22 protein-coding genes and 2 tRNA genes are annotated in these 23,102 nt (G+C 65.3%); 17 read left to right on the top strand and 7 right to left on the bottom strand.

The features are described from left to right. The first annotated feature begins 176 nt into the window (after positions 1-176). The 10 genes from G7Y85_RS02950 to G7Y85_RS02905 all read left to right on the top strand — a co-directional run bounded on the left by G7Y85_RS02950 (position 177) and on the right by G7Y85_RS02905 (position 8,083). Positions 177-449, top strand: a complete 273-nt coding sequence (locus G7Y85_RS02950; protein ID WP_166251400.1) for an HU family DNA-binding protein — start codon at positions 177-179, stop codon at positions 447-449. Between the two features lie 43 nt (positions 450-492). Next, a tRNA-Val gene (locus G7Y85_RS02945) sits at positions 493-568 on the top strand. Positions 569-581: 13 nt separating this feature from the next. Next, positions 582-658, top strand: a tRNA-Asp gene (locus G7Y85_RS02940). Positions 659-893: 235 nt separating this feature from the next. Further along, the gene (locus tag G7Y85_RS02935) at positions 894-1,688 is read left to right on the top strand and encodes an alpha/beta hydrolase (protein WP_166251397.1); all 795 of its coding nucleotides are present in this window, start codon (positions 894-896) and stop codon (positions 1,686-1,688) included. 8 nt (positions 1,689-1,696) lie between these two features. Continuing rightward, positions 1,697-2,458: a DUF3450 domain-containing protein gene (locus G7Y85_RS02930; protein ID WP_166251394.1), complete on the top strand. Its 762-nt coding sequence runs from the start codon at positions 1,697-1,699 to the stop codon at positions 2,456-2,458. Further along, the gene (locus G7Y85_RS02925; RefSeq protein ID WP_166251391.1) at positions 2,455-3,831 is read left to right on the top strand and encodes a MotA/TolQ/ExbB proton channel family protein; all 1,377 of its coding nucleotides are present in this window, start codon (positions 2,455-2,457) and stop codon (positions 3,829-3,831) included. Before G7Y85_RS02930 ends, G7Y85_RS02925 begins: the two co-directional genes overlap by 4 nt. Then, on the top strand, positions 3,815-4,348 hold the full coding sequence (locus G7Y85_RS02920) for a MotA/TolQ/ExbB proton channel family protein (RefSeq protein WP_166251388.1): 534 nt from the start codon (positions 3,815-3,817) through the stop codon (positions 4,346-4,348). The genes G7Y85_RS02925 and G7Y85_RS02920 overlap by 17 nt, the downstream gene beginning before the upstream one ends. Positions 4,349-4,358: 10 nt before the next feature. Next, positions 4,359-4,772, top strand: a complete 414-nt coding sequence (locus tag G7Y85_RS02915; RefSeq protein WP_166251385.1) for an ExbD/TolR family protein — start codon at positions 4,359-4,361, stop codon at positions 4,770-4,772. Between the two features lie 15 nt (positions 4,773-4,787). Beyond that, positions 4,788-5,519, top strand: a complete 732-nt coding sequence (locus G7Y85_RS02910) for an energy transducer TonB (protein ID WP_166251382.1) — start codon at positions 4,788-4,790, stop codon at positions 5,517-5,519. Between the two features lie 2 nt (positions 5,520-5,521). After that, complete coding sequence (locus G7Y85_RS02905; protein ID WP_241695925.1) at positions 5,522-8,083, top strand: DUF1329 domain-containing protein; 2,562 nt, start codon at positions 5,522-5,524, stop codon at positions 8,081-8,083. A 163-nt stretch (positions 8,084-8,246) separates the two neighbouring features. Here G7Y85_RS02905 and G7Y85_RS02900 read toward each other — a convergent pair whose 3' ends face one another. Further along, positions 8,247-8,687, bottom strand: coding sequence for a DUF6918 family protein (locus G7Y85_RS02900; RefSeq protein WP_166251376.1), 441 nt, complete (start codon positions 8,685-8,687; stop codon positions 8,247-8,249). Between the two features lie 52 nt (positions 8,688-8,739). Between G7Y85_RS02900 and G7Y85_RS02895 the strand changes: the two genes are divergently transcribed. From G7Y85_RS02895 to G7Y85_RS02865, 7 genes are all read left to right on the top strand, one after another. Further along, the gene (locus tag G7Y85_RS02895) at positions 8,740-10,128 is read left to right on the top strand and encodes an ABC1 kinase family protein (RefSeq protein WP_366514910.1); all 1,389 of its coding nucleotides are present in this window, start codon (positions 8,740-8,742) and stop codon (positions 10,126-10,128) included. A 126-nt stretch (positions 10,129-10,254) separates the two neighbouring features. Continuing rightward, positions 10,255-11,610 carry a DUF1329 domain-containing protein gene (locus G7Y85_RS02890; RefSeq protein WP_166251369.1) on the top strand — a complete coding sequence of 452 codons (1,356 nt, stop codon included), beginning with the start codon at positions 10,255-10,257 and terminating at the stop codon, positions 11,608-11,610. Positions 11,611-11,683: 73 nt separating this feature from the next. Then, on the top strand, positions 11,684-12,172 hold the full coding sequence (locus G7Y85_RS02885; RefSeq protein ID WP_166251366.1) for a DUF2505 domain-containing protein: 489 nt from the start codon (positions 11,684-11,686) through the stop codon (positions 12,170-12,172). Positions 12,173-12,233: 61 nt separating this feature from the next. Then, positions 12,234-12,467: a DUF2970 domain-containing protein gene (locus G7Y85_RS02880; RefSeq protein WP_166251363.1), complete on the top strand. Its 234-nt coding sequence runs from the start codon at positions 12,234-12,236 to the stop codon at positions 12,465-12,467. A gap of 31 nt (positions 12,468-12,498) precedes the next feature. Continuing rightward, entirely contained in the window at positions 12,499-14,259 is a 1,761-nt protein-coding gene (locus G7Y85_RS02875) for a DUF885 domain-containing protein (protein ID WP_166251360.1), read from the top strand. A gap of 96 nt (positions 14,260-14,355) precedes the next feature. Then, positions 14,356-14,721 (top strand): VOC family protein, encoded by a 366-nt coding sequence (locus G7Y85_RS02870; protein ID WP_166251357.1) that lies wholly within the window; start codon positions 14,356-14,358, stop codon positions 14,719-14,721. Positions 14,722-14,744: 23 nt separating this feature from the next. Next, entirely contained in the window at positions 14,745-15,431 is a 687-nt protein-coding gene (locus tag G7Y85_RS02865; protein ID WP_166251354.1) for a helix-turn-helix transcriptional regulator, read from the top strand. A gap of 10 nt (positions 15,432-15,441) precedes the next feature. On the opposite strand, the gene G7Y85_RS02860 is transcribed toward G7Y85_RS02865, so the two are convergent. The 6 genes from G7Y85_RS02860 to mutS all read right to left on the bottom strand — a co-directional run bounded on the left by G7Y85_RS02860 (position 15,442) and on the right by mutS (position 23,063). Next, positions 15,442-17,010, bottom strand: coding sequence for a DHA2 family efflux MFS transporter permease subunit (locus tag G7Y85_RS02860; protein ID WP_241695924.1), 1,569 nt, complete (start codon positions 17,008-17,010; stop codon positions 15,442-15,444). Position 17,011: 1 nt separating this feature from the next. Next, entirely contained in the window at positions 17,012-18,100 is a 1,089-nt protein-coding gene (locus tag G7Y85_RS02855; protein ID WP_166251351.1) for an HlyD family secretion protein, read from the bottom strand. 58 nt (positions 18,101-18,158) lie between these two features. Next, positions 18,159-19,508 carry a TolC family protein gene (locus G7Y85_RS02850; protein WP_166251348.1) on the bottom strand — a complete coding sequence of 450 codons (1,350 nt, stop codon included), beginning with the start codon at positions 19,506-19,508 and terminating at the stop codon, positions 18,159-18,161. Further along, positions 19,505-19,990, bottom strand: coding sequence for a MarR family winged helix-turn-helix transcriptional regulator (locus G7Y85_RS02845; RefSeq protein WP_166251345.1), 486 nt, complete (start codon positions 19,988-19,990; stop codon positions 19,505-19,507). The genes G7Y85_RS02850 and G7Y85_RS02845 overlap by 4 nt, the downstream gene beginning before the upstream one ends. 95 nt (positions 19,991-20,085) lie before the next feature. Beyond that, positions 20,086-20,421 (bottom strand): antibiotic biosynthesis monooxygenase family protein, encoded by a 336-nt coding sequence (locus tag G7Y85_RS02840; RefSeq protein WP_166251342.1) that lies wholly within the window; start codon positions 20,419-20,421, stop codon positions 20,086-20,088. Between the two features lie 29 nt (positions 20,422-20,450). Continuing rightward, on the bottom strand, positions 20,451-23,063 hold the full coding sequence (gene mutS, locus G7Y85_RS02835) for a DNA mismatch repair protein MutS (RefSeq protein ID WP_166251339.1): 2,613 nt from the start codon (positions 23,061-23,063) through the stop codon (positions 20,451-20,453). Between the last annotated feature and the right edge of the window lie 39 nt (positions 23,064-23,102).

Genomic DNA, 23,102 nt, shown 5'->3' with positions numbered 1-23,102 from the left:
GTGTTGACGCTCGAAAACCCGCTTGATATAAAGCGCCGCAACCCGCTCTACCTCGCGACTCGCGCTTGCCGTGACGAGCGCCGCATTGATCGTCGACACGCGGGAATGCCGCAATTACACAAGCGGGCCTCTACTCGGCTTCGGCCACCATTTCTTTTCCGAGGGGATGTATTCACATGAACAAGACTGAACTGATCAACGCGCTCGCCGACAAGGCCGATCTGTCGAAGGCCGACGCCGGCCGTGCGGTCGACGCCTTCTTTGAAGTCGTCGGCAAGGCGCTCAAGAAGAAGGACAAGGTTTCGCTCGTCGGCTTCGGTACCTTCCTGGTGCGCGAGCGTTCGGCACGCGCCGGCCGCAATCCGAAGACCGGTGCGACGATCAAGATCAAGGCGAGCAAGACGCCGGCATTTAAAGCTGGCAAGGCCCTCAAGGACCTGATAAAGTAGCGGTCTTCCAACGGTAGGTTGCTTGACCGGGCAAACCCCAACCGGGTGCTTAGCTCAGTCGGTAGAGCGTCGCCTTTACACGGCGTAGGTCGGGGGTTCGAGCCCCTCAGCACCCACCAAAGAGTTTGAAGTGGAGCGGTAGTTCAGTTGGTTAGAATACCGGCCTGTCACGCCGGGGGTCGCGGGTTCGAGTCCCGTCCGCTCCGCCACAGATGAACAACGAAGGTGCCCTTGCGGCGCCTTTTTTGTTGCCCGTCGATTCTCGGTTCCGCGGATTTTTCCGGCTGACGCCGGGTTTCTCCTTCACTCCGACGAGGCCGGCACATCGCGTCTGCGCCAAAGTCGGGTCTGGTTGTTGCGAAATCGATGTCGATTGAGTGCGTGGCGGGCGAGCGTCTAGATTAGCGCCGCAAGACCCGCACAAAGACCATTGGGGAACGCGGCATGGCTTATCCCGTCGTCATGATTCACGGCATGTGGTGCACGGCAGCGAGCTGGAAACGCGTCGCCGGCATCCTGGCGCCGCGCGGCTACGACTGTTTCGCACCGTCGCTGCTCGCGCATGACGATTCCACCGATCAGCCGCTGCAGGTGCGCCGCCTCGGTCTGCGCGATTACGCCGCCGACCTCGAGCGGCAGATCGCGGCGCGGCACTATCAGAAGCCGCCGATCCTGATCGGCCATTCGATGGGCGGCTTGCTGGCGCAGCAACTCGCAGCGCGGATCAAGCCGCTGGCTCTGGTGCTGCTGACGCCGGCCGCGCCGCGTGGCATCAACGTACTGACGCCGACCGTCATCGCCGCGTTTGCGCCGTGGATGTTCAGCGGATTGTTCTGGCGCAACGCGCACAAGCCGGGCTTTGCGCATGCGCAGCGCTTCGCGTTCAACGGCGTGCCGATCGACCGCCATCGCGCGCTGTACGAGAGTCTCGTGCATGAATCCGGCCGCGCGGCTTTCGAGATCGGCATGTGGCCACTGGATTTTGCGCGCGCCGCTGCGGTCGATGCGGCCAAGGTGCAGTGTCCGGTCTACATCGTAAGCTGCGGCAAGGACCGGCTGACGCCGGCGAGCGTGGTGCGCAAGCTGGCGCGACGCTATCCGCAGGCCACGCAACGCCACTACGCCGAGCGCGGACACTGGGTCATAGATGACGAGGAGACGGAAGAAATGATGCACGCGATCTGCGGCTGGCTGCGCCCGTTCGAGCAAAGAGTCGAACGTGCGGCGCAGACCTCGTGAGCGCAGCGATGAGCAGACGCCTCGCGCTGGCCGCGATCATCGTGTCGAGTCTCGCCGCGCCCCGTGCGCAGGCGCAGAACGATGCGCTGTCGAAATCGCTCGACACCACGCAGCGCGCGCAGCAGGCGAGCGTCGAGTCGCAACAGCGTGTCGATCAGCTCGATGATCAGACACGGGCACTGCTGGAGCGTTACCGTGCGGCAAGCTGGCAGACGCAGCAGCTGAATGTCTACGCGCAGCAGCTCAACGAGCTGCTGGCCCAGCAGACCGCGCAGATCGCCAGCCTGCGCCAGCAGCTTGCCGATCTCGATCGTGCCGGCGAGGATCTGATGCCGCTGATGCTGCGCATGACCGACAGTCTCGACAAATTCGTCGCGCTCGATCTGCCGTTCCTGCATGACGAGCGTCACGAACGCATCGAGAATCTCAAGCAGGCGCTCGGTGATCCGCAGGTCAACGCCGGCGAGAAATTCCGTCGCATCCTCGAGGCCTACCAGATCGAGGTCGACTACGGCCGCACGCTCGGGGTCGAGCGCATCGATGTGGCCGGCAACACCATGGATGTCCTGCGTGTCGGCCGTGTTGCCCTCTATGCGCTGGCGCCGGACGGCAGCGATCCACGCATCTGGAATCCGCAGACCGGCAGGTGGGACGCCTTGTCGCGCGGCGCCGCCTCGTCGATTCGCGACGGTCTGAAGATGGCGCGCGAAATGACGGCCGTGAACCTGCTCGAACTGCCGGTTGCGGCCGCGGCCGGGAGCACGCCATGAACCGTCGTCATCTTGCGGCGCTGCTGTTGTGCTGTGTGCCGGCGTTCGCGTCCGCTGCCGAACCGGTCGGACTCGATGCACTGCTCAAGCAGGTCCAGGACGCCGCCGGCCAGGACGCCAGGCTCAATCAGGCGCGCGAGCAGCGCTTCCTCAGCGACAAGAACCAGCAGGCGGCGCTGGTCGCGCAGGCCGAGGCCGCGCAGGCTGCGGCGAAGAACAAGGCCGATGCGGTGCGTGCGAACTTCGCCGCCAACCAGAAGACGATCGCCGATCTGAAAGCACAGATCCAGGCGCACGCCGGCGACTACCTGCAGGTGCAGGGCGCCGTCAAGGAAGCGGCGGGCGCCTTCCGCGCGGTCGCCAGCGAATCGCTGATCAGCGCGCAGGCGCCGGAGCGCCTGAAGACCATCGACGCACTTGCCGACAATGACGGCTACCCGCCGGTCGCCGATCTCGAACGCTTCTGGTACGCGCTGCAGCAGGAGCTCACGGAAAGCGGCAAGGTCGTGCGCTTCAAGGCGCCGGTCGTCGATACCGACGGTGTGCGCAGCGAACAGGAGGTCGTGCGCATCGGCAGCTTCAGCGCGTTCACCGGCAATCGCTACCTGGTATTCGATCCGGAGGCGCTGGCGCTGGTCGAGCTGACGCGTCAGCCTGCGCATCACTGGCGTGCGCTGGCCGACGATTTCGGCGAGGCCACGGACGGACTGCATGCGGCGATGATCGATCCGTCGCACGGCACGCTGCTGGTGCAGGAGGCGCTGCGGCCGAATCTGCGCGAACGCATTGCGCAGGGCGGCGTGATCGCCTACGTGATCATCGTCATCGGCACCATCGGCGCACTGATGGCGATCTACCAGCTGGTCTATCTGCTGCGCGTCGGGCGCGGCGTGCGTGTGCAACTGGCGGACATCGGCCGGCCGCGCGACGACAATCCGCTCGGCCGGGTGCTCGCGGCGTTTCGCGGCGATCCGGCGCAGGGCATCGGCGATGCCGAAGTCCTGGAGCTGCGCCTGTCGGAAGCGATTCTGCGCGAGATTCCGGCGCTCGAACGTTTCCAGCCACTGCTGCGACTGATCATCGCCGCCGGTCCGCTGCTCGGTCTGGTCGGCACGGTGACCGGCATGATCATCACCTTCCAGGTGATCCAGGAGCAGGGCGCCGGCGATCCGCGACTGATGGCCGGCGGTATTTCGCAGGCCATGATCACTACCGTGCTCGGCCTCGGCGTCGCGGTGCCGATGCTGTTCGTCAACGCCATCCTGTCGGCGCGTTCGCGCGTGCTCGTGCAGATCCTCGACGAGCAGAGTGCCGGCCTGCTCGCGCGTCATATCGAATCGGGCACGGGCGAGGGCGATGCACGCGGTGCTTGATCTGCTGCTGCGTCCGTTCAGCTCGGTGTCGGCGCTGATCGGTGCCGGCGGCTGGGTACTGCCGTGGATCTTCGCCACGGCGCTGATCATGTGGACGTTGATCGCCGAACGCTGGTGGTACTTCCACCGCATCTTTCCGGCGCAGCGTGCGGCGCTGCATGCGCAATGGCGTGCGCGTGACGATCATCGGTCCTGGAGCGCGCGACAGATTCGCGCGATGCTGGTGTCGCAGGTGCGGGTCGCGATGGACGCGCCTTTACCGCTGCTTCGCGTCACGGTGCCGATCGCGCCCTTGCTCGGTCTGCTCGGCACCGTCACCGGCATGCTCGAAGTGTTCGACGGCATGATGATCAGCGGCAGCGCCGATGCGCGCACCATGGCCTATGGCGTTTCGCACGCGATGATCGCGACGCTGTCCGGCCTGGTCGTCAGCGTCAGCGGCATGTTTTTCCTGAGCCGCTTCCAGGCTCGCGTCGAGCGCGAGACGGAAAGCTTCGGCGATCTCCTGGAATTCTGACGAGGCCCCCATGCGCACCCGCCGCCACACGCATCCGCCCGAGGAAACCGGCATCGATCTCGCACCGATGCTCGATTTCGTGCTCAATCTGCTGATCTTCTTCATCATCACCAACACCTTCGTTTCCGAGGCCGGCATTCACATCAACCGGCCGTCGGCGAGCACTGCGGTCAAGCAGGAGCGCGCGAACGTGCTGGTCGCGATCGCACCGAACGGCGAGGTCTGGAGCGACGGCCAGCGCGTCGACATTCGCGCCTTGCGCGCGCACCTGCAGAAACGTCGCCAGGAAAATCCGAATGCGGCGGTCATCGTGCAGGCCGATCGCGATGCGCGTGCCGGTCTGGTGGTGGAGGCGATGGACCAGGCCCGTCTGGCTGGCTTCAAGAATGTCGCGATCGCCGCGACGCCGCAGACCTCGCCATGAAGGATGACCGCCGCGATGCGCGCGAGTCTCGTCGCATCCGCTGACGCGCGCTGGTCGCGCTTCGTGGTGCCGCCGCTGCTCGGGCTGGCGGTGGCGCTGCTGCTGTTCTGGTGGATGTATCAACTGATACAGCCGAAGATCCACGGTGGCGGTGTACGCGCGCTCGACAACGTCGAGGTCGTAACGCCACCACCACCGCACGACGAGACACAGGATCAGCAGCTGGCCAATGCGCCGGCGCCGCCACCGGATGCACCGCCGGCACTGACGCGGCCGGATCTGCCGTCGCTGTCGTCGGCGATGGCCACCGCACCGCTCGATGCCGGACCCATTTCGGTGCCGGTCACGCTGGGTGCAAGTGGCCTGAGCCTGACCGGTGCCAGCGGCTTTGCCGGATTTGCCGGCCGCGGCGCCGGCGGTGGCGCCGGTGGTGGTGGGGGCGGCAACGGCACGGGTCAGGGTTTCAAGGGCAAGCCGCTGGTGCCGTTGTCGACGGCGCGTCCGCAGATGCCGGACTGGGCCTGCAAGCAGAAAATCCGCGGCTGGGTCGAAGTCGTGTTCACTGTCCTGCCGAGCGGTCACGTCAGCGACGTCAAGCTGGTCGACGCCAGTCCACGCGGCGTGTTCGAAGCTGCGGCGATCGAAAGCATCTCGAACTGGATCTACGATTCCGGCGATCACGCGCGCGAGGTCAAGCAGCGCGTCGAGATGAATCCGGAAGACTGCGTCTACAACTGGAAGCAATGACGATGCGCCTGCCGATGCATGCGGCGCTCGCGGCGCTGGGGCTGCTGCTGACGATGCCGGCACTCGCCGACCAGTATCGCAGCGAACAACGCATCGTCGAAACGCCGACGCAGCCGGAAAAGCAGGAAGACCCGCAACAGCTGCTGCGCATCACGACCGACCCTTACGGCAAGGCGCTGCTGTTGCGGGATCTTGCCGCGCAGGCTGTGCAGAAGCACGACTACGCCAAGGCGACGCAATACCTGGAGCAGGCGCTGGCGCAGAACGCGCTGTCGGGGCCGGCGGCGGCGCAGATGAAGGATGATCTGGCCCAGCTGTACATGGCCAGTGGCGATCTGAAGAAGATGCAGCCGCGGCTCGAAGCGCAGGTCAAGAGCGGTCAGGCCTCGCCGCAGATGCTGGCGGCGCTGGCTTCGGTCTATCTTGGCCAGAAGCGCTATCAGGATGCGCTGTCGCTGTTGCAGAAGGCCGGCGCCGACAAACCGGGTGCCGACATCAGCTGGCGCCGCGCACTGGCGGCAGCCTACATCGGCAGCGGCCACGAGCACGACGCGCTGCCATTGCTCGAGCAGTTGCTCAAGCAGGACCCGAGCCATCGCGAAGACTGGCTGCGGCTGGCGGCGCTGCAGCTCAAGTTCGGCGACAAGGCGCGCGCTGCCGCGGTCATGGAACTCGCCAATCGACTCGGCTTCCTCACCAGCGCCGAGGATCGCCTGCGGCTGGTGACCTTGACCGCGCAGATTGGCGCGCCGTTCGAGGCGGGCTCGCTGCTGCAGTCGCTGATCGATCGCAAGGAAGTGGCGGACGATCAGGCCAATCGCAAGCTGCTCGCGCAGCTGTGGCTGGCGGCGCGTGAGGACAGTCTCGCGCTGCCGGCTCTGCAGGCACTGGTGAAGACCGCGCCCAGCGCGCCGCTGTATCAGCAGCTCGCACAGCTGTACATGGATCGCGACGAATACGCTGCCGCTGCGCAAGCCTTGCAGCAGGCGGTGCAGCTCGGCAAACCGAACGGCAAGACCTGGCTCGCGCTCGGCTTCGCGCAGTACCAGCAGGCCGACATCGATGCGGCGCTGGCGTCGTTCCGGCAGGCCGACAAGCTGGCAGACGGTCACGCGTCGGCCAGCGAATGGATTCACTATCTGGAAAGCGGCAAGGCGCGTGAGCAGGCCTTGCAGGCGGCGAGCGAGCGCGGCCAGCGCGACGAGGGTGAAGTCCAGCTCAGTGGCCGGCTCAGCGGCGACACGGTCGTGCTCGGCAGCGCCGGCGGGAGCCAGGCGGTCGCGGCCGTCGCCAGCGGCAAACTGACCCCGATCGGCGCCGATGCCAACGGCAATGCCGACGGCACGATACCGGCGTGGACCGGTGGTCTGCAGCGCGTGCAGTGGCCGAAGGATTTTCATGTCGGGCAGCGGCTTGCCGATCCGTATCCGAACGACAAGCCGCTGTTCACGATCACCAATGACAATCTGGCGCAGTACCGCAGCCGGCTCAGTGCCGGCCATCTCGCGCTGTTCGCGAAATATCCCGACTACCGCATGCCGGTGTATGCGAGCCGGCGCAGCGTGGCTTATCCGCAGGCGATCTACGACGCCAGCCGCGCCAATGTCGGCAAGGCCAGGCTGACCGGGTCCGACGAGCTGATCGGGGCCCATCTCGGCGTGCCGTTTCCGCAGCCCCGGTCCGGCGTCGAGATCATGTGGAATCACCGCACGCGCTACCGCGGCAATACCCTGGTCACGCAATCGACACAGGCCGTGGTGCGGCCGAACGACGAGGCGCCGACGTATCTGAAGCAGACCGAACGCATCCTGTTCCGCTACGGCAACACTCGCGATCCGAGCGATCTGTCCGACGACAACATCCTGCTTTACTACCTGACCTGGTTCGGCAAGACGCGCAGCGAGATCGATTTCGTCGCGCTCGTGCACGAAACCGCCAATTCGCTGAAGCAGCCGCGCGGCATCTGGGTCATCCCGCCGGGCATTCCGAAGATGTTCCGCGTGCCGCCGGTGGGTTACGACCAGCCGTTCCCCGGCTCGGAAGGCCTGATGTTTCTCGACATGATCGACATGTACAACGGCGCGTTCGACCGCTATGTCTGGAAGCTGGTCGGCAAGCGCGAGCTGTACATTCCGTACAACAGCTACCGGCTCAGCGACGGCCGCTACAAATATGCGCAGCTGCTGACGCCGAAGTTCTTCAATCCCGCCGGCACACGCTACGAACTGCATCGCGTCTGGCAGATCGAAGCGACCGAGCGCGGCGGCAAGCGCCACAGCTTCGGCACCCGGACCTTCTACGTCGACGAAGACAGCTGGAACGTGGTGCTGGTCGAGAACGAGGATCACGACGGCCGGCTGTGGCGCTTCCAGGAAGGTCACCTGCTTCCGGCGTACGACGCGCAGACGGCAAACTGCGCACCGGTGATCACCTACGACCTCAAGGACGGCCGTTACTTCGTCAATCGTCTGTTCGCCGAGGACCCGCCGGCGCAGTTCGACGTGCCGATGCGCAAGGCCGAATTCATGCCGGACAATGTTCGCGCCCGCTACGGCCATTTCTAGCCGGTATCCGGGGCCGCAGGAAAATAATTTCCGGGTGATGCAACTTTTTCCGGAACGGCAACGTCAAAGCCCTGAGTGCCACTCCAGTGCTCGCATCACTCCCAAATTACCGGGCGGTTCGACCAGCCGTCCGGTTTTTCTTGCGCGCCTGCCTCTTGCGCGATCACATGTAGCCGCGAATCAGCTTTCCCAGTGCCGGCATCGCTGCGCCGATCTCGTTTTCGATGCTGCCGCGCATCTTGCGGTACGCGGATTGCAAGGCGCCGTTGCGGCTCTTTTCGAGCCGCGCGTCGGCCATCGCCAGCAGGGCGTCGCGGCCTTCATCGGCATGTTTCTGCAGGAATACCGAGAAGTCGCGATCGGCACTGCGCTGGAACTCCGCGTACAGCGGTTCGAGCGCGGCGATAAACTGTGGCGCGTTGCGACGCAATGCTCCGTCGAGCAGATCGGGTTTGGCGGCCTTGAGCACCGCCATGCCGGTTTTCAGGCCGATGCCGCGCAAGCCGCGGACGCCGGCCAGATGCCGATCGACAAGCGTGACCAGATCGGCGGCGAACGCATCGCGTTGCGACGGCGACCAGAGAATTTCGTTCAGGGATTTCACGACCGGATGGCTTATGGCAGCGCGTGAGGACGGCAGACAGAAGCTTAGCATCGTGGCTTTGAAGACCAAGCCGCTGGAACGCAGCATCGCGTTGACCCGGCTCGGTGTCGGCGCCGGCGCGAAGATCATGGCGCATTCCCTCGCCAACATTTTCCGTGGCGAAATCTCGCGCGATTCGGCCAATCGCGAGTTCTACGAACGCCAGGCGCAGATCCTGGCCGACGAGCTCGGCAAGCTGAAAGGCAGCGTCATGAAGGCCGGCCAGATGCTGTCGCTGTACGGCCAGTACTTCCTGCCGGAAGAAGCGGTCGTCGTGCTCTCGCAGCTGCAGGACGACACGCCGCCAGTGGCTTGGAACGTGGTCGCGCCGGTGCTGGAGCGCAGTCTCGGCCGCAGCCGCCTGCGTGAACTCGACATCGACACCGAGGCGATGGCGGCGGCCTCGCTGGGTCAGGTGCATCGTGCGCGGCGCAAGAAGGACGGCCGCGAGCTGTGCGTGAAGATCCAGTATCCGGGCGTTGCCGACGCGATCGAGAGCGACATCCGCACCTTGTCCCGCCTGCTGATCATGACGCGGCTGACGCCCAAGGGTCTGGACCTGCAACCGGTCTTCAACGAAGTGCGCGAGATGCTGTACCGCGAGGTCGATTACGAAGCCGAAGCCGGTTTCACGCGGCAGTTTGCCGCCCGGCTTGCCGGCGACACGCGCTTCGTCGTGCCCGAGGTGATCAGCGAATACAGCAGCCCGCAGATCCTGACCACCAGCTACGAAAGCAACTGCTCGGTGCGCGACGCCAGGGTGCAGAAGCTCGGCCAGGCGCGTCGGGACCGCCTCGGCGGCGCCTTTCTCGAACTGTTCTTCAACGAGTTCTTCCGCTGGGGCATGGTGCAGTCCGATCCGCACTTCGGCAATTACCGGTTCCGCGTCGGCGAGCGTGCCGAAGACGATCGCATCGTGCTGCTCGACTTCGGTGCGACGCGCATCTTCGGACGCGGATTCATCGAGAACTACAGCGATATCGTCGAAGGTTCGCTGCGGCGCGATCGCGAGCAGGTGCTGCGCGGCGCGATCGCGATCGGCCTGATGAGCGAGAAGATGCCGCGCAGCGCACTCGACGCGTTTGCAGCGATGTGCGAGGCCATCGTCGAGCCGTTCGAGGCGGCCGACGACCAGGCTGCCGGGGGGACGCTGCGCAACAAGAATGGCGCCTATTGCTGGGGCGACAGCGACTTGCCGATGCGCAGCGGGCGGATCGCCGCGACCAATGCGCTGTCCGTGCATTTCCGCGTGCCGCCGCGTGAAATCGTGTTCCTGCATCGTCGGCTTGCCGGCGTTTTCATCATGCTCGCGACCTTGCGCAGCGAAGTCGACGGACGCGCGGCATTGCTTGCTGCACTGCACGATGCACATCAGGAACCGGCATCCGGCGTTACCCTGTAGGCCGTAGAGACATGGAAGCGTTGTCGCGGATTGGATTGTCCCGGCGACAGCGATTGGATAGCATCAATGGATAACTTTGAAACGAAGACCGCTGTAGCGGTCTCCCATCCCCAGAGGAGAGCGACGATGAAAAAGCAGTACGCACTCTTGACCGGAGCGCTGTTCCTGGCTCTGACGACAGGCCAGGCCGCAGCAAAGGTCTCCGCACAGGAAGCCGCCGAACTCGGCAAATCCCTGACACCCATCGGCGCCGAGCGCGCCGGCAACAAGGACGGCACGATCCCGGCGTGGGAGCCGGAACCGCAGCGCGGCGCGCTGAAGGGCGAATTTCCGAACAATCCGAAGATCGACGCCGAAAAGCCGCTGTTCACGATCACCAAGGCCAACATGGCCAAGTACGCGGATCAGCTGACCGAAGGTCACAAGAAACTGCTGAACCTGTACAGCGACTACAAGATGAACGTGTATCCGTCGCATCGCGTGGTCGACTGGCCGAAGTCGATCAAGGACGCGACGATCAAGAACGCAACCACCTGCGAAATCCAGGGCACCGATACCCTGAACAATTGCAAGGAAGGTTTCCCGTTCCCGATTCCGAAGACCGGCGCCGAGCCGATCTGGAATCACAAGCTGAAGTGGCGCGGCGAAGCGGTGACCCGCTTCAACAACCAGATGATCGTGCAGAACAACGGCGACTATCAGCTCACCAAGATCATCGAGGACGTGCAGTTCCCGTACGCGTCGATCAAGGATCCGCATCCGATCGACTCGGCCAACGGCGAATATCTCGAGTATCTGTCGCACGTGGTGGCGCCGCCGCGTCTGGCCGGCACCTTCATTCTCGTGCATGACAAGACCGGCACCGGCGCCGATGGCCGCGCCGCCTGGCTGTACTCGCCGGGTCTGAAGCGCATCCGCCGCGCGCCGACGGTCTGCTGCGACAACCCGTATGAAGGCACCGACGGTCACCAGTTCTACGACCAGGTCGACATGTTCAACGGTGTGCTCGAACGCTACACCTGGAAGATCGTCGGCAAGAAGGAGATGTACATCCCGTACGACTCCAACAAGATCGCCGGCAACACGGTCAAGTACAAGGATCTCGTGCGTCCGCGTCACCTGAACCAGGATCTGCCGCGTTACGAACTGCATCGCGTGTGGGTCGTCGAGGCGGAACTGCGTCCGGGCACCAGCCACACGTTCAAGACCCGTCGTTTCTACATCGACGAGGATGCATGGACCATCGCCGCGGTCGACGACTACGACAACCGTGGCGACCTGTTCCAGTTCCAGGAAGGCCACATCATCAGCGCGCCGAACATCCAGGCGGCGACGACCGTACCGGAAGTGATCTACCACTTCGACTCCGGTCGTTACTTCATCACGGCGGCATGGAACGAGGACAAGCCGATCGACGCGACGGTGCACTTCAACGACAGCTACTTCACCGCGCCGTCGGTGCAGAAGATGACGACGCGCTGAGCGCGCCGGCATCGAGCTGTGTGACATCAGGCCGCCGGAGCGATCCGGCGGCTTTTTTTTGAGGGGGAACGAAATGAAATACGAACAGAAGCAGAGCTTCGACAAACCCTCGTCGACCGTCATCAAGATGTTCGGCGATCGTGCGTACTTCGAGCGCAAGTATGCGGAGCTCGGGTTCCGCAATGTCGAGGTGCTGGAACACGAGAAGAAGGGGGATCAGTTCACGATCCGCATTCGCTACACGGCGACTGCCGACGTTCCCTTGCCGGACTTCGCGAAGAAATTCGTGCCGGCCGAAATGAACATCGTGCAGCGCGACAGTTGGGATCTGAAGAAGAAGACGGGTCGCCTCGAAGTCGAATTGCGCGGCATTCCGCTCAAGGTCGGTGCCGCCATGCGTCTGGCCGACGAGGGCAAGGGCAGCGCCAATACCCTGGCCTGGGAAGTCGTCTGCTCGGTGCCGCTGCTCGGCGGCAAGCTCGAAAAGCTGCTGGTCTCCGACATCCAGGCCAAGGCCGATGCCGACCTCGCCGCGTCGCGCAAGATCCTCGCCGACTATTGAGCGACCCGCTGAGGGGATTCCGCCTGTTCAGACCCGGCGGCGGCGCGGATAATGCCCCGTCATGAGTGCCGACAGACCCGAGGACGAACGCCAAGCTGAAGCGGTGACGCTATGGCAGACCGTGCAGAGCGTCTCCGCTGCCATGTTCGGCGTGCAGAGCAGCAAGAACCGCAAACGCGATTTCAGCCGCGGCAAACCTCTGCATTTCATCGTCATCGGTCTGCTCATGGTCGGCGTCTTCATCGGCGTGCTGGTGCTGATCGTCAAAATCCTGCTGCACAACGCGGGTCTGTGATTCGCTGCGCAGTCTTTAGGGGGAGAAGCGCATGAAAAAGCTGCTGTGGATCGTCGCGATCCTGTGTTGCGGCACCGCGTTCGCAGCCGAGCCGCCGGCCTGGGTCGCCGAGAGCAATCGCAATGCCGACGTGTTGCTCAAGGTGCTGGCCGATTTCAGTCCGGAAAGTGCAGGCCAGCTCGGCGTCGACGGTCATGACGAACAGGTCGTCGATCTGGGACCGAAACTGGAGGAGCGCAGTCGCAAGGCCTTGCAACAGGCGATCGATGAACTGCAAGCGCGTCGCGCCAGGACCAGTGACCCGGCCGTGTTGCAGGATCTGGATATCCTGATCGATTCCGCGCAGGACAACATCGAGACGTCGCGGCTCAACGAACAACTGTTGTTGCCGTACTACGGCGTGCCGAACATGGTGTTCAGCGGCATCCGGGCGCTGCTCGACCCGCGCGTGCCGAAGGAACGTCAGGCTGCGGCACTGCTGCGTCTGCGTCGCTATGCCGGTCTCGAACCGGGCAGCACGGCGATCACCGAGCTGGCCGAAGCCCGAACGCAGGAACGTTTTGGCGACAACGAGCTGGTTGGCCCGTATCGGGGTGAAGTCGAACAGGATCTGGCCGACGCGCCGCGCTACATCGAAGGCATTGCCAAGCTGTTCGCCGATTCCGGCATCAAGGGCTACGAGGCGCCGCTGGCCACGCTCAAGGCGCAGCTCGTCGCATACGACGACTGGGTGAGCAAGGATCTGCTGCCGCACGCGCGCGCCGATCACCGTCTGCCGCCGGCGCTGTATGCCGACAATCTCAAGCAGGTCGGCGTCGAGGATCTGGCGCCGGACGAATTGATTCGCCGCGCGCAACTGAGCTTCGTGGAAATCCAGAACGAGATGCGTGCACTGGCGCCGCTGGTGGCCCGGCAGAAAGGGTACAAGTCGACCGACTATCGCGACGTGATCCACGCGCTGAAGCAGGATCAGGTCAGCGGCGATGCCATCCTGCCCCTGTATCGCGATACGCTGAAGGCGATCGAGGCCAGCATCCGCCGCGATCACATCGTCACGCTGCCGCAGCGCGAAGCGAAGATCCGCCTTGCCAGTGAAGCAGAGTCGGCGCAGATTCCGGCGCCGTTCATGAGTCCGCCGCGACTGATCGGCAATACCGGCGAATACGGCGAATTCGTGTTGCCGCTGAACGTGCCGGGCAAAGCCGGGCGCAGCGACATGAAGATGGACGATTTCACGTTCAAGGCCGCGGCCTGGACATTGACCGCACACGAGGCGCGCCCCGGTCACGAGCTGCAGTTCGCGGCGATGATCGAGAAGGGCGTGTCGACGGCCCGCGCGGTGTTCGCGTTCAACAGCGTCAATGTCGAGGGCTGGGCCTTGTACGCGGAAGCCGAGATGAAGCCGACTTTTCCGCTGGACGGTCAGCTGATCGGCCTGCAGCTGCGCCTGATGCGCGCGGCGCGCGCCTTCCTCGATCCGATGGTCAATCTCGGCCGCATCACGCCGGACGAGGTCAACGCCTTCCTGCAGAAGCAGGTCTGTCTGTCGCCGGCGATGGCGCAGGCGGAAACCGATCGTTACGTGTTCCGTTCGCCCGGGCAGGCGACCGCGTACTTCGTCGGCTATCAGGCCATCATGGGTATCCGCGCGAAGGCCGAGCTGGCGCTGGGCGACAAGTTCAATCGCCAGCGTTTCCACGATTTCCTGCTGGCGCAGGGCCTGTTGCCGCCGAAGCTGCTCGAAAAGGCCGTCATCGAACAGTTCGTCCCGGCCGAACTCGCGCGCCCGTAAGCTGACCCGGCCGATCCGGTCGTTGGCCTGCTGACAGGAGGCTGTCAGCAGGCCTTGCCGATACTGCGGACTCCTCGACAAAACCGGAGTTTCGCCATGATCAAGGGCTTGCGCACCGCCATCTATCCTTCGCCGGATCTGGCTGCCGCGAAGAATTTCTATCGTCAGCTGCTCGGCGTCGATCCGTATTTCGACCAGCCGTTCTATGTCGGCTTCGAAGTCGGTGGCTTCGAGATCGGCCTGCTGCCGGACGCGACGGCTTCGGCCGACGGCACCCGCGCCTACTGGGGCGTCGCCGACATCGAACAGGAGCATGCACGCATCGTCGCGCTTGGCGCGCGACCCTGCGACGCGATTCAGGATGTTGGTGACGGCATCAAGGTCGCCAGCGTGCTCGACCCGAACGGCAATCGCCTGAGCCTGATCTACAACCCGCATTTCGATCCGGCGAAAGTCCGCTGACGCGACTTGCGGCACACTGCCGCATGCGCCGCGCCGACCGCCTGTTCCAGATCGTGCAATACCTGCGTGGCCGTCGTCTGACGACGGCCACGCAGCTGGCCGGCTGGCTGTCGGTCTCCGAGCGCACGATCTATCGCGACGTGCGAGACCTCAGTCTCACCGGCGTGCCGATCGAGGGAGAAGCGGGTGTCGGCTACCGGCTGTCGCCGCATTTCGATCTGCCGCCGTTGATGTTCACGCGCGAGGAAATCGAAGCGCTCGCGACCGGGCTGCGCATGCTGCAGGCCTGGGGCAGCCCCGAGCTGCGCCGCGGTGTCGGTTCCGTGTGGGCGAAGCTCGCTGCGGCGTTGCCGGAGCGCGAGCGCATTGCGCTGGAGCGCACGCCGCTGTACGCCCCGGACGTGGCGGCCTCGTATGCAGCGAGGATCGGCCCCTTGCTCGACGGGCTGCGCCGTGCGATCGCCGCCCGGGACGTGCTGATCCTCGACTACGGCGACGAGCGCGGGCAACGCTCGGCGAGGGCGGTCTGGCCGCTGGGCCTGTTTTTCTGGGGCGACGTCTGGTTGCTCGGCGCGTGGTGCGAGCTGCGTCAGGACTTCCGCAACTTCCGGGTCGATCGCATCACGACGGCGACGTCGAGCGGCGCGCAGTTTCCGGACGCAGCCGGACGGCGGCTCGAAGACTTCGTGCGCAGCATGCAAGCAAGTTGATCGCCTGCGCTCAGTGCGCGCCTTCCGGGGCGGCGTGGTGTGGATCGACGCGGCGCGACAGCCAGATGATCGGAATCAGCAGCACGGCAGTGCCGGCGAGGAAATAGAAGACGTCGATGAAGGCGAGGTTGCCGGCCTGACGCGCCACTTCGCCGGCAATCGAAGCCTGTGCGAGTTGCTCGCTGCCCATGGCGCCGCCCAGCGCGTGCACGCTGCTCTGATACGCCGGATCGAGGACGCTGACGCGATCGACGAGATGGCTTTGCTCGATCTGCGTCGAACGTGCCAGATAGGTCGTGACGATCGAGATGCCGAGACCGCCGCCGATGTTGCGCATCAGGTTGATGATCGCGCTGGCGCTGCCGATTTCCTGCGGCGCAATGCCGGCATACGCGAGTCCCTGGATCGGAACGAAGATGAAGGACACGCCGAAGGTCGTGAACACGCGCAGCATCACTAGGCGCATGTTGCTGACGTCGAGGCTCAGCGTCGTCAGCGCGAGCATCGACAGCGCGATGCCGACGAAGCCGATCGTGCAGAGTATCCTGGGTTCGACGCGCGTCGACAGGCGCGCCATCAGCGGCATCATCAGCACGCTCATCACGGCTGCCGGCGACATCACCATGCCGGCGTCGAGCGCCGAGTACCCCAGCAGCACCTGCATGAACTGCGGCATCAGCAGGGTCGTGCCGAGCAGCGTGACGCCCATCGCCACGATCATCAGATTCGCGACCGCGAAATTGGGATTGGCCAGCAGGCGCAGATTGACGATCGGATGTTCGTGATTGAGCTCGCGATAGACCAGCAGCGCCGTGGCGACGACGAACGTCGCGAGCAGGCCGACGATGAAATCGGAGTTCAGCCAGTCTTCCTGCTGACCCTTGTCCATCATGATCTGCAAGGCGCCCATGCTCAGCACGATCAGCGCGAAGCCGACGTAGTCGACGCGGAATCCGTGCTCCTTGCGCCGCTGCTGGACGGCGATTTGTGCCGGCGAATCGTGAAGCAGCGCGCCGGCCATCGAGATCAGCATCAGGCCGACCGGGGCATTGATCAGGAAGATCCAGTGCCAGCTGAAGTGATCGGTGATGTAACCACCCAGTGTCGGACCGATCGCCGGGCCGGAAACCACGGCCATGCCGTAGATTGCCATCGCCATGCTGCGCTGAGACGGCAGAAACGAATCCGCGAGTATCGATTGCGAGACCGGCTGCAAGGCGCCGCCGGCGATGCCCTGCAGGATGCGGAAGAAGATCAAGGCCGGCAGCGAAGTTGCGAGACCGCACAACACGGATGCCAGCGTGAACAGCGACATCGAGATCAGGTAGTAGCGTTTGCGGCCGATCGTGTCGGCCAGCCAGCCGGTCATCGGCAGGATGATGGCGTTGGACACCAGATACGAGGTCAGCACCCAGGTCGCTTCGTCGCGGCTCGCGGACAGCGAGCCGGCGATATGGACCAGCGACACGTTGGCGATGGCGGTGTCGAGCACCTCCATGAACGCCGCCATGCCGCAGACGAACGCGATCAGGTACGGCCCTTTCGGCATTGCCGACGGCGCGTTGCTGGCCGCCGCCATTTCAGCCGGCCTTCTGCGCGAGGCGGGTGCCGCTGTCATCGCGGATGTCGACCTTCGGCACCACCGACATGCCCGGCGCCAGATGCAGCTCGGGTGACGGCAGGGGATCGAAGACCAGCTTGACCGGTACGCGCTGCACCACCTTCACGAAGTTGCCGCTGGCATTTTCGGCCGGCAGCAGACTGAAGGCCGAACCGGTTCCGGCCTGCACGCTGTCGACGCGCGCGCTGAATTTCTGCCCGGAGTAGGCATCGATCTCCACGCTGACCGGCTGGCCGACGCGCATGTGGCGCAACTGGGTTTCCTTGAAATTGGCAACGATCCAGGGCGTCGTGCCGACCAGCGCCAGCACCGGACTGCCGGCCTGCAGCTGCGAGCCCGGTTGCAGGTTCTTGCGCGTGACGCGGCCGTCGCTGGGGGCGGCAACCCTGGTGTACGAGAGCTGCAGTTTTGCCTGATCGAGCGCTGCCTGCGCCTGCGCCACGGCCGCCTGTGCCGCGGCAAGCTGCGCCTGCTTGGCGCCGAGCTGTTCGGTCGTGGTCTGCGACGCCGTCAGCTGTGCGGCAGCCTGATCGGCCTGCGCCTTCAGTGCGCGCGCCGTGGTGCGCGCCTGATCGAGCGTCTGCTGCGAGATCTCGTCCTTGGCGTACAGCGACTCGTAGCGCCTGGCATCGGCCTGCGCACGTTCGGCCTGCGCGCGTGCGGCCACCAGCGCTGCCTGCGATTGCGCGACCATTGCCGGCGCGCTGGTCTGCGTGATCGTCAGATCGGCCTGCGCCGATTGCGCCTGCGCCTGCGCGGCAGCGAGATTGGCCTCGGCCTGACGGACATGCGTGATGTAGTCGGCAGGATCGAGCTCGAACAGGGGATCGCCGGCGTGCACCGCCTGATTGTCATCGACATGGATGGCGATCACGGTGCCGCTGACGCGCGGCGCCACCATCGTGATGTCGGCCTGGATGAACGCATCGTCGGTCGATTCGTAACCTCGCGAGATCCACCAGGCGACCGCGGCGATCACCGCGACGATGCCGGCGATCCCGATCAGCAGCGGCTTGCGCGAAGATCGCGCCTCCTGTTCCTTGTTCATCGTTGTCTGTGCCTGTTCCGTTTCGGTTCAAGCTGCGACGCCCGGGTCGCAGCCCTGTTCAAAGATCGAATTGCCGCGCCTTGCCCTGCGCGGCCGCGAGGTTGACGCGTGCCTGCTGGTACGCCGCCTGCGCGGCAATCGCCTGCGCGCGCGCGCGCGCGAGGCTGGTCTGTGCACGGATCACGTCGACGTTGTCGGCCACGCCATTGCTGAAACGATCGCGTGCCAGTTCCAGTTCGCGCTCGGCGAGATCGCGCGCCGACAGCGCCGCCCGCACCTGCTCGCGGCTTGCGGCGGCGGTGGCGATCGCCAGACGTACGTCCTGCTCGATCTGCTGGCGAAGGTCTTCGAGCTGGATGCGCTGCTGTTCGAGGCGCAGCTTCGCGGCATCTTCCTGAGCCTTGATCGCGCCGCCTGCGTACAGCGGCAGATCGATGGTGGCGCCGTATCGATACGTGTCTTCGTCGTTCTGGCCCGGTGTATTCGACGACAGGCCGTAGTCGGCCACCAGCGACAGCGTTGGCAGGCGCCGCCGTTTTGCCGCCGACAGTTCGGCATCGGCCTGCCGGATCGACGCGTCGATCGCGACCAGCTCCGGCCGCTGGCTGTCGGCGGTTTGCAGGGCATGCGCAATATCGAGTTCCGGCGCTGCCGCGTGATCGAGATCGCCCGACAGTTTCAGCGGCTGGTCCATCGGCAGTACCGCCAGTCGCTGCAGCTGCAGGCGCGCCTGTGCGATCGCGGTCTCGGATTCCGATACGGCATAGCGATCCTGGGCGACTGCCGTTTCCGCACGCGCGACGTCGACACCCGATGCAATGCCGGCCTTCTGCTGATCGCGCGACAAGCTCAGCAGATCATTGGCAAGGCCGAGATCGGCCCGCGCGCTCGCCAGCATTTCCTCGCTGCCGAGCACCTGGATGTAGGCCAGCGCGGCGTGGCTGGCGATCGATTCACGGCTGGCTTCGGCCTGCGCTGCGGCCGCACGCGTGCCGAACTCGGCACTGCTCAGTTCCGCGGCGGCCGCGAAGTCGACCAGCTTCTGCGATGCCTTGATGCGTGCATCGAACACCGAGTACGGACCGATCAGCGACGGCAGGCCGGGGAAGTTGAAGCCGAGGGTGGCCGGATTGGTGGTCTGGCGCAGTTGCGACACCGAAACCCCGATCTGTGGCAGCAGGTTTGCACGGCTGGCGTCCTGCTGCGCCTGCGCGAGCGCCAGCGACGCCTCGGCAATCCGCTGCGGTGGCGCCATCTGCACGGCGCGGGTGATGACGTCATGCAGGCTCAGCGCCGCCGGCGCCGCGTCGTCGGCAAGTGCCGAATACGGCAGCAGGCCGCCGAGCAGCAGGCCGAACACGGCCGGCAAACACGGATACCGCCAGTGGCGGGGGACGATCTTTATCATGGTTGATGACAATTAGTACGCTTACGGTCGAAGGACGCCGTGACCAGGCGCAGCAGCAGTTCCTGCAGCAGCGTGCGTTCGCCCTCGCTCAGCGAGTCCAGGAACACGGCCTCCTGCTCGATCACGCCCGGCAGCATGCGTTCGCGCCAGGCACGCCCCTTGTCGGTCAGGTCCAGAGCATTGGCGCGGCGGTCTTCGGAATGCGGCGAGCGCCGCACCATGCCGCTCTGTTCGAGTTCGTCGACGATCTTCATGGTCGTCGTGCGATCGATGCCGATGACGCCGGCGATGTCGGTCTGCCGCAGGCCGCCACGGTGGTGGAGGACGCTGAGAATCGCGAAATGCCGGATCGACAGCTCGTCCGCGAACACGGTTTCGATCTCGGACAGCAGGGCACGATGCGCCTTGCTCAGCAGAAAGCCGAGATGGCCGCGGAACTCGGGCGGCACCAGCGACGCGAGGTCGGGTTTTTCGCTGGACACGGGCAATCAGTAGAAAGTCAGTTTTACTGATTATATCTTCACTATCTTTTCCCGGAAAGATGCCGCGATCTGATCGAAGTCGACGATGGCGCCGGCTAGGTCGGCGGACCGCCGTAGGCGCGTTCGACTTTGGCGACGCGAATCTCGTAATGCCGATACCAGTCGCGACGCCCTGTCTCGCGGGCGATGCGATGTTCGGCCTGCTGCTTCCAGGCGGCGATTGCCGCTTCGCTGCGCCAGTACGAGACGGTGATGCCGAAGCCGTCGGCGCCGCGGCAGCTTTCGGCGCCCAGAAAGCCGTCCTGTCCGGCGGCAAGTTCCAGCATGCGCGCCGCGGTCTGTTCATAGCCGGCTGACGCGGCCGAGCGCAGCGAACTGAAGATCACGGCGTAGTACGGCGTTGCAGGCGTGGTCGCGAATGGCGTGCTCATGAAACCTCCGCAGGCGTCGGTCGGCGCCGCTACAGCTCGCGGCGCCGGGTTTTCTTCAGTTCGTACAGTGCATCGAGGGCATCGCGTGGCGACAGCGCGTCCGGTTCCAGCGCGTCGAGCAGTTTCATCGCCGCCGACGGCGAGGCCGGCGCGAACAGGGACAGCTGCGGCTTGTCCGCGGCGCGGACCGGGTTGGCCGGAAGCGGCAGACCGGCATCGACCTGCGGCCGATTCTCCAGCGTCTGCAGATGACCGCGAGCGGCGCGGATCACGGCCTGCGGCACGCCGGCCAGCGCGGCGACCTGCAGGCCGAACGAGCGGTTGGCGGGGCCGGCCTTGACGTTGTGTAGGAAGACCAGTCGTTCACCCTGCGCGTCGCTGTATTCCGCGGCGTCGAGATGGACGTTGGCGACGCCGGGCAGGGTGTCGGCCAGCGCCGTCAGCTCGAAGTAGTGGGTGGCGAACAGCGCGAATGCGCGCACGTCGGTGGCGAGAAATTCGGCAACCGCGCGTGCCAGCGACAGCCCGTCGTAGGTCGAGGTACCGCGACCGATCTCGTCCATCAGCACCAGCGATTCGCGCGTCGCGTTATGCAGGATGTTGGCGGTCTCGCTCATTTCGACCATGAAGGTCGATTGTCCCGACGCCAGATCGTCGGCGGCGCCGATACGCGTGAAGATGCGATCGATCGGACCGATCGTCGCGGCGTCGGCCGGCACGAAGCAGCCGGCGTGCGCGAGCAACACGATCAGCGCGGTCTGCCGCATGTACGTGGACTTGCCACCCATGTTCGGACCGGTGATCACCAGCAGTCGGGCGGTGTCGCCGAGCGTGAGATCGTTCGGCACGAATGGCGTCTGCAGGCTCGCCTCGACGACCGGATGGCGGCCGGCGCGGATCGTCAGGCAGGGCTCCGCAAGCAGCTGCGGGCGACACCATTTGCTTCGCCGAGCGGTGTCGGCGAAGCAGGCCAGCACGTCGAGTTCGGCGATCGCCTGCGCCATGGTCTGCAGCGGCGCGAGGTCGGCCGCAATCCGGTCGAGCAGCGTTTCGTACAACTGTTTTTCGCGGGCCAGAGCCCGGTCGCGTGCCGACAGCACCTGGTCCTCGAACTGCTTGAGTTCCTCGGTGATGTAGCGCTCGTAATTTGTCAGTGTCTGGCGGCGCGTGTAATCGGCCGGAATCTTCGCTGCATGCGTCTTGCCGGCTTCGAGGTAGTAGCCGTGCACGCGGTTGTAGCCGACCTTGAGCGTCTCGATGCCGCTGCGCTGACGTTCGCGGGCCTCGAGATCGACGAGAAAGCCATCGGCGTTCTCGGACAGGCCGCGTAGCCGATCGAGGTCGGCGTCGAAGCCGCTGCGGAACACGCCGCCGTCGCGCGCCAGCAACGGCAGTTCATCGGCAAGCGCCGCCCGCAGCTGCGCGCACAGCGCGCCGTGTTCGCCGAGCCGCTCGCCGAGCTCGTGCAGCAGCGGTGCGTCGATCCCGGCGAGTGCGTCGACCACGTTCGGCAGGCTGGCCAGACTCGCACTCAGGCCGGCCAGATCGCGCGGGCGCGCCGAGCGCAGTGCGATGCGCGCCAGTATGCGTTCGACGTCGGTGATGTCGCGCAGCGCCGCGCGCAGCATCTCGTCGCCGCTGCCGCGCACCTGCGCCTCGGCGAGCTGGGCGACGGCGTCGTAGCGGGCCTCGAGCGCGGCATGGCTGCGCAGCGGTCGCGTCAGCCAGCGTTGCAGCGCGCGTGCCCCCATCGCCGTCACGCAGGTGTCGACGACCCGCAGCAATGTGTGATCGTGGCTGCCGGACAGCGAGCGATCGATCTCGAGATTGCGGCGCGTTGCCGCATCGAGGATCAGGGCATCGCCCGGCGTCTCGACGCGCAGGCTGCGCAGGTGCGGCAGGCTGCTCTTCTGCGTTTCCTGCACGTACTGCAGCAGCGCGCCGGCGGCGGCGATCGCGGCGCCCAGCCCTTCGGCGCCGAAGCCGCGCAGATCGCGCGTCTGGAATTGTTCAGTCAGCAGGCGGTACGCCGACGCCGAGTCGAAATGCCAGATCGGCCGGCTGCGCGGGCGAAAGCCGTCGTAGTCGCCGGAAAAGCCGTCCGGCGCCAGCAGCTCGCTGGCCTGCAGGCGGAACAGCTCGGCGTGCAGCTCGGCGAGCGACGCGGTCTGCAGCACACTGAAGCGACCGGACGACAGTTCCAGCCAGGCCAGGCCGTAGTTCTGGTCGGTGGAACAGACGGCGGCAAGCAGCGTTTGCGCGCGCGCGTCAAGCAGCGCATCGTCGGTCGCCGTGCCCGGCGTGACGATGCGCGCCACCTCGCGCCGTACCGGACCTTTCTCGGCGCCGACTTCGCCGACCTGTTCGGCGATTACCACCGACTCGCCGGCCTTGATCAGCCGCGCCAGATACTGCTCCAGCGCGTGATGCGGCACACCGGCCATGATCACCGGCAATCCAGCCGATTCGCCGCGCCGCGTCAACGTGATGTTGAGCAGTTGCGCGGCACGGCGCGCATCGTCATAGAACAGTTCGTAGAAATCGCCCATGCGAAACAGCACCAGCGTATCGGGGTGCTGCGATTTGATGCCGAGGTACTGCTGCATCAGCGGCGTGTGCGCCTGAACGTTCGGATTCTTCATCGCCGCGATTATCTCCGAAACCGGACCGCATCCGGGGCT

It is taken from the genome of Solimonas terrae (assembly GCF_011067135.1).
Taxonomy (GTDB): Bacteria; Pseudomonadota; Gammaproteobacteria; order Nevskiales; family Nevskiaceae; genus Solimonas; species Solimonas terrae.
This window is presented reverse-complemented; position numbering and strand designations above follow the sequence as displayed.

Coding starts and splice junctions, on each gene's coding strand:
- G7Y85_RS02950 (WP_166251400.1), top strand. CDS start 177: ATGAACAAGACTGAACTGATCAACGCGCTCGCCGACAAGGCCGATCTG.
- G7Y85_RS02935 (WP_166251397.1), top strand. CDS start 894: ATGGCTTATCCCGTCGTCATGATTCACGGCATGTGGTGCACGGCAGCG.
- G7Y85_RS02930 (WP_166251394.1), top strand. CDS start 1,697: ATGAGCAGACGCCTCGCGCTGGCCGCGATCATCGTGTCGAGTCTCGCC.
- G7Y85_RS02925 (WP_166251391.1), top strand. CDS start 2,455: ATGAACCGTCGTCATCTTGCGGCGCTGCTGTTGTGCTGTGTGCCGGCG.
- G7Y85_RS02920 (WP_166251388.1), top strand. CDS start 3,815: ATGCACGCGGTGCTTGATCTGCTGCTGCGTCCGTTCAGCTCGGTGTCG.
- G7Y85_RS02915 (WP_166251385.1), top strand. CDS start 4,359: ATGCGCACCCGCCGCCACACGCATCCGCCCGAGGAAACCGGCATCGAT.
- G7Y85_RS02910 (WP_166251382.1), top strand. CDS start 4,788: ATGCGCGCGAGTCTCGTCGCATCCGCTGACGCGCGCTGGTCGCGCTTC.
- G7Y85_RS02905 (WP_241695925.1), top strand. CDS start 5,522: ATGCGCCTGCCGATGCATGCGGCGCTCGCGGCGCTGGGGCTGCTGCTG.
- G7Y85_RS02890 (WP_166251369.1), top strand. CDS start 10,255: ATGAAAAAGCAGTACGCACTCTTGACCGGAGCGCTGTTCCTGGCTCTG.
- G7Y85_RS02885 (WP_166251366.1), top strand. CDS start 11,684: ATGAAATACGAACAGAAGCAGAGCTTCGACAAACCCTCGTCGACCGTC.
- G7Y85_RS02880 (WP_166251363.1), top strand. CDS start 12,234: ATGAGTGCCGACAGACCCGAGGACGAACGCCAAGCTGAAGCGGTGACG.
- G7Y85_RS02875 (WP_166251360.1), top strand. CDS start 12,499: ATGAAAAAGCTGCTGTGGATCGTCGCGATCCTGTGTTGCGGCACCGCG.
- G7Y85_RS02870 (WP_166251357.1), top strand. CDS start 14,356: ATGATCAAGGGCTTGCGCACCGCCATCTATCCTTCGCCGGATCTGGCT.
- G7Y85_RS02865 (WP_166251354.1), top strand. CDS start 14,745: ATGCGCCGCGCCGACCGCCTGTTCCAGATCGTGCAATACCTGCGTGGC.
- G7Y85_RS02860 (WP_241695924.1), bottom strand. CDS start 17,010: ATGGCGGCGGCCAGCAACGCGCCGTCGGCAATGCCGAAAGGGCCGTAC.
- G7Y85_RS02855 (WP_166251351.1), bottom strand. CDS start 18,100: ATGAACAAGGAACAGGAGGCGCGATCTTCGCGCAAGCCGCTGCTGATC.
- G7Y85_RS02850 (WP_166251348.1), bottom strand. CDS start 19,508: ATGATAAAGATCGTCCCCCGCCACTGGCGGTATCCGTGTTTGCCGGCC.
- G7Y85_RS02840 (WP_166251342.1), bottom strand. CDS start 20,421: ATGAGCACGCCATTCGCGACCACGCCTGCAACGCCGTACTACGCCGTG.
- mutS (WP_166251339.1), bottom strand. CDS start 23,063: ATGAAGAATCCGAACGTTCAGGCGCACACGCCGCTGATGCAGCAGTAC.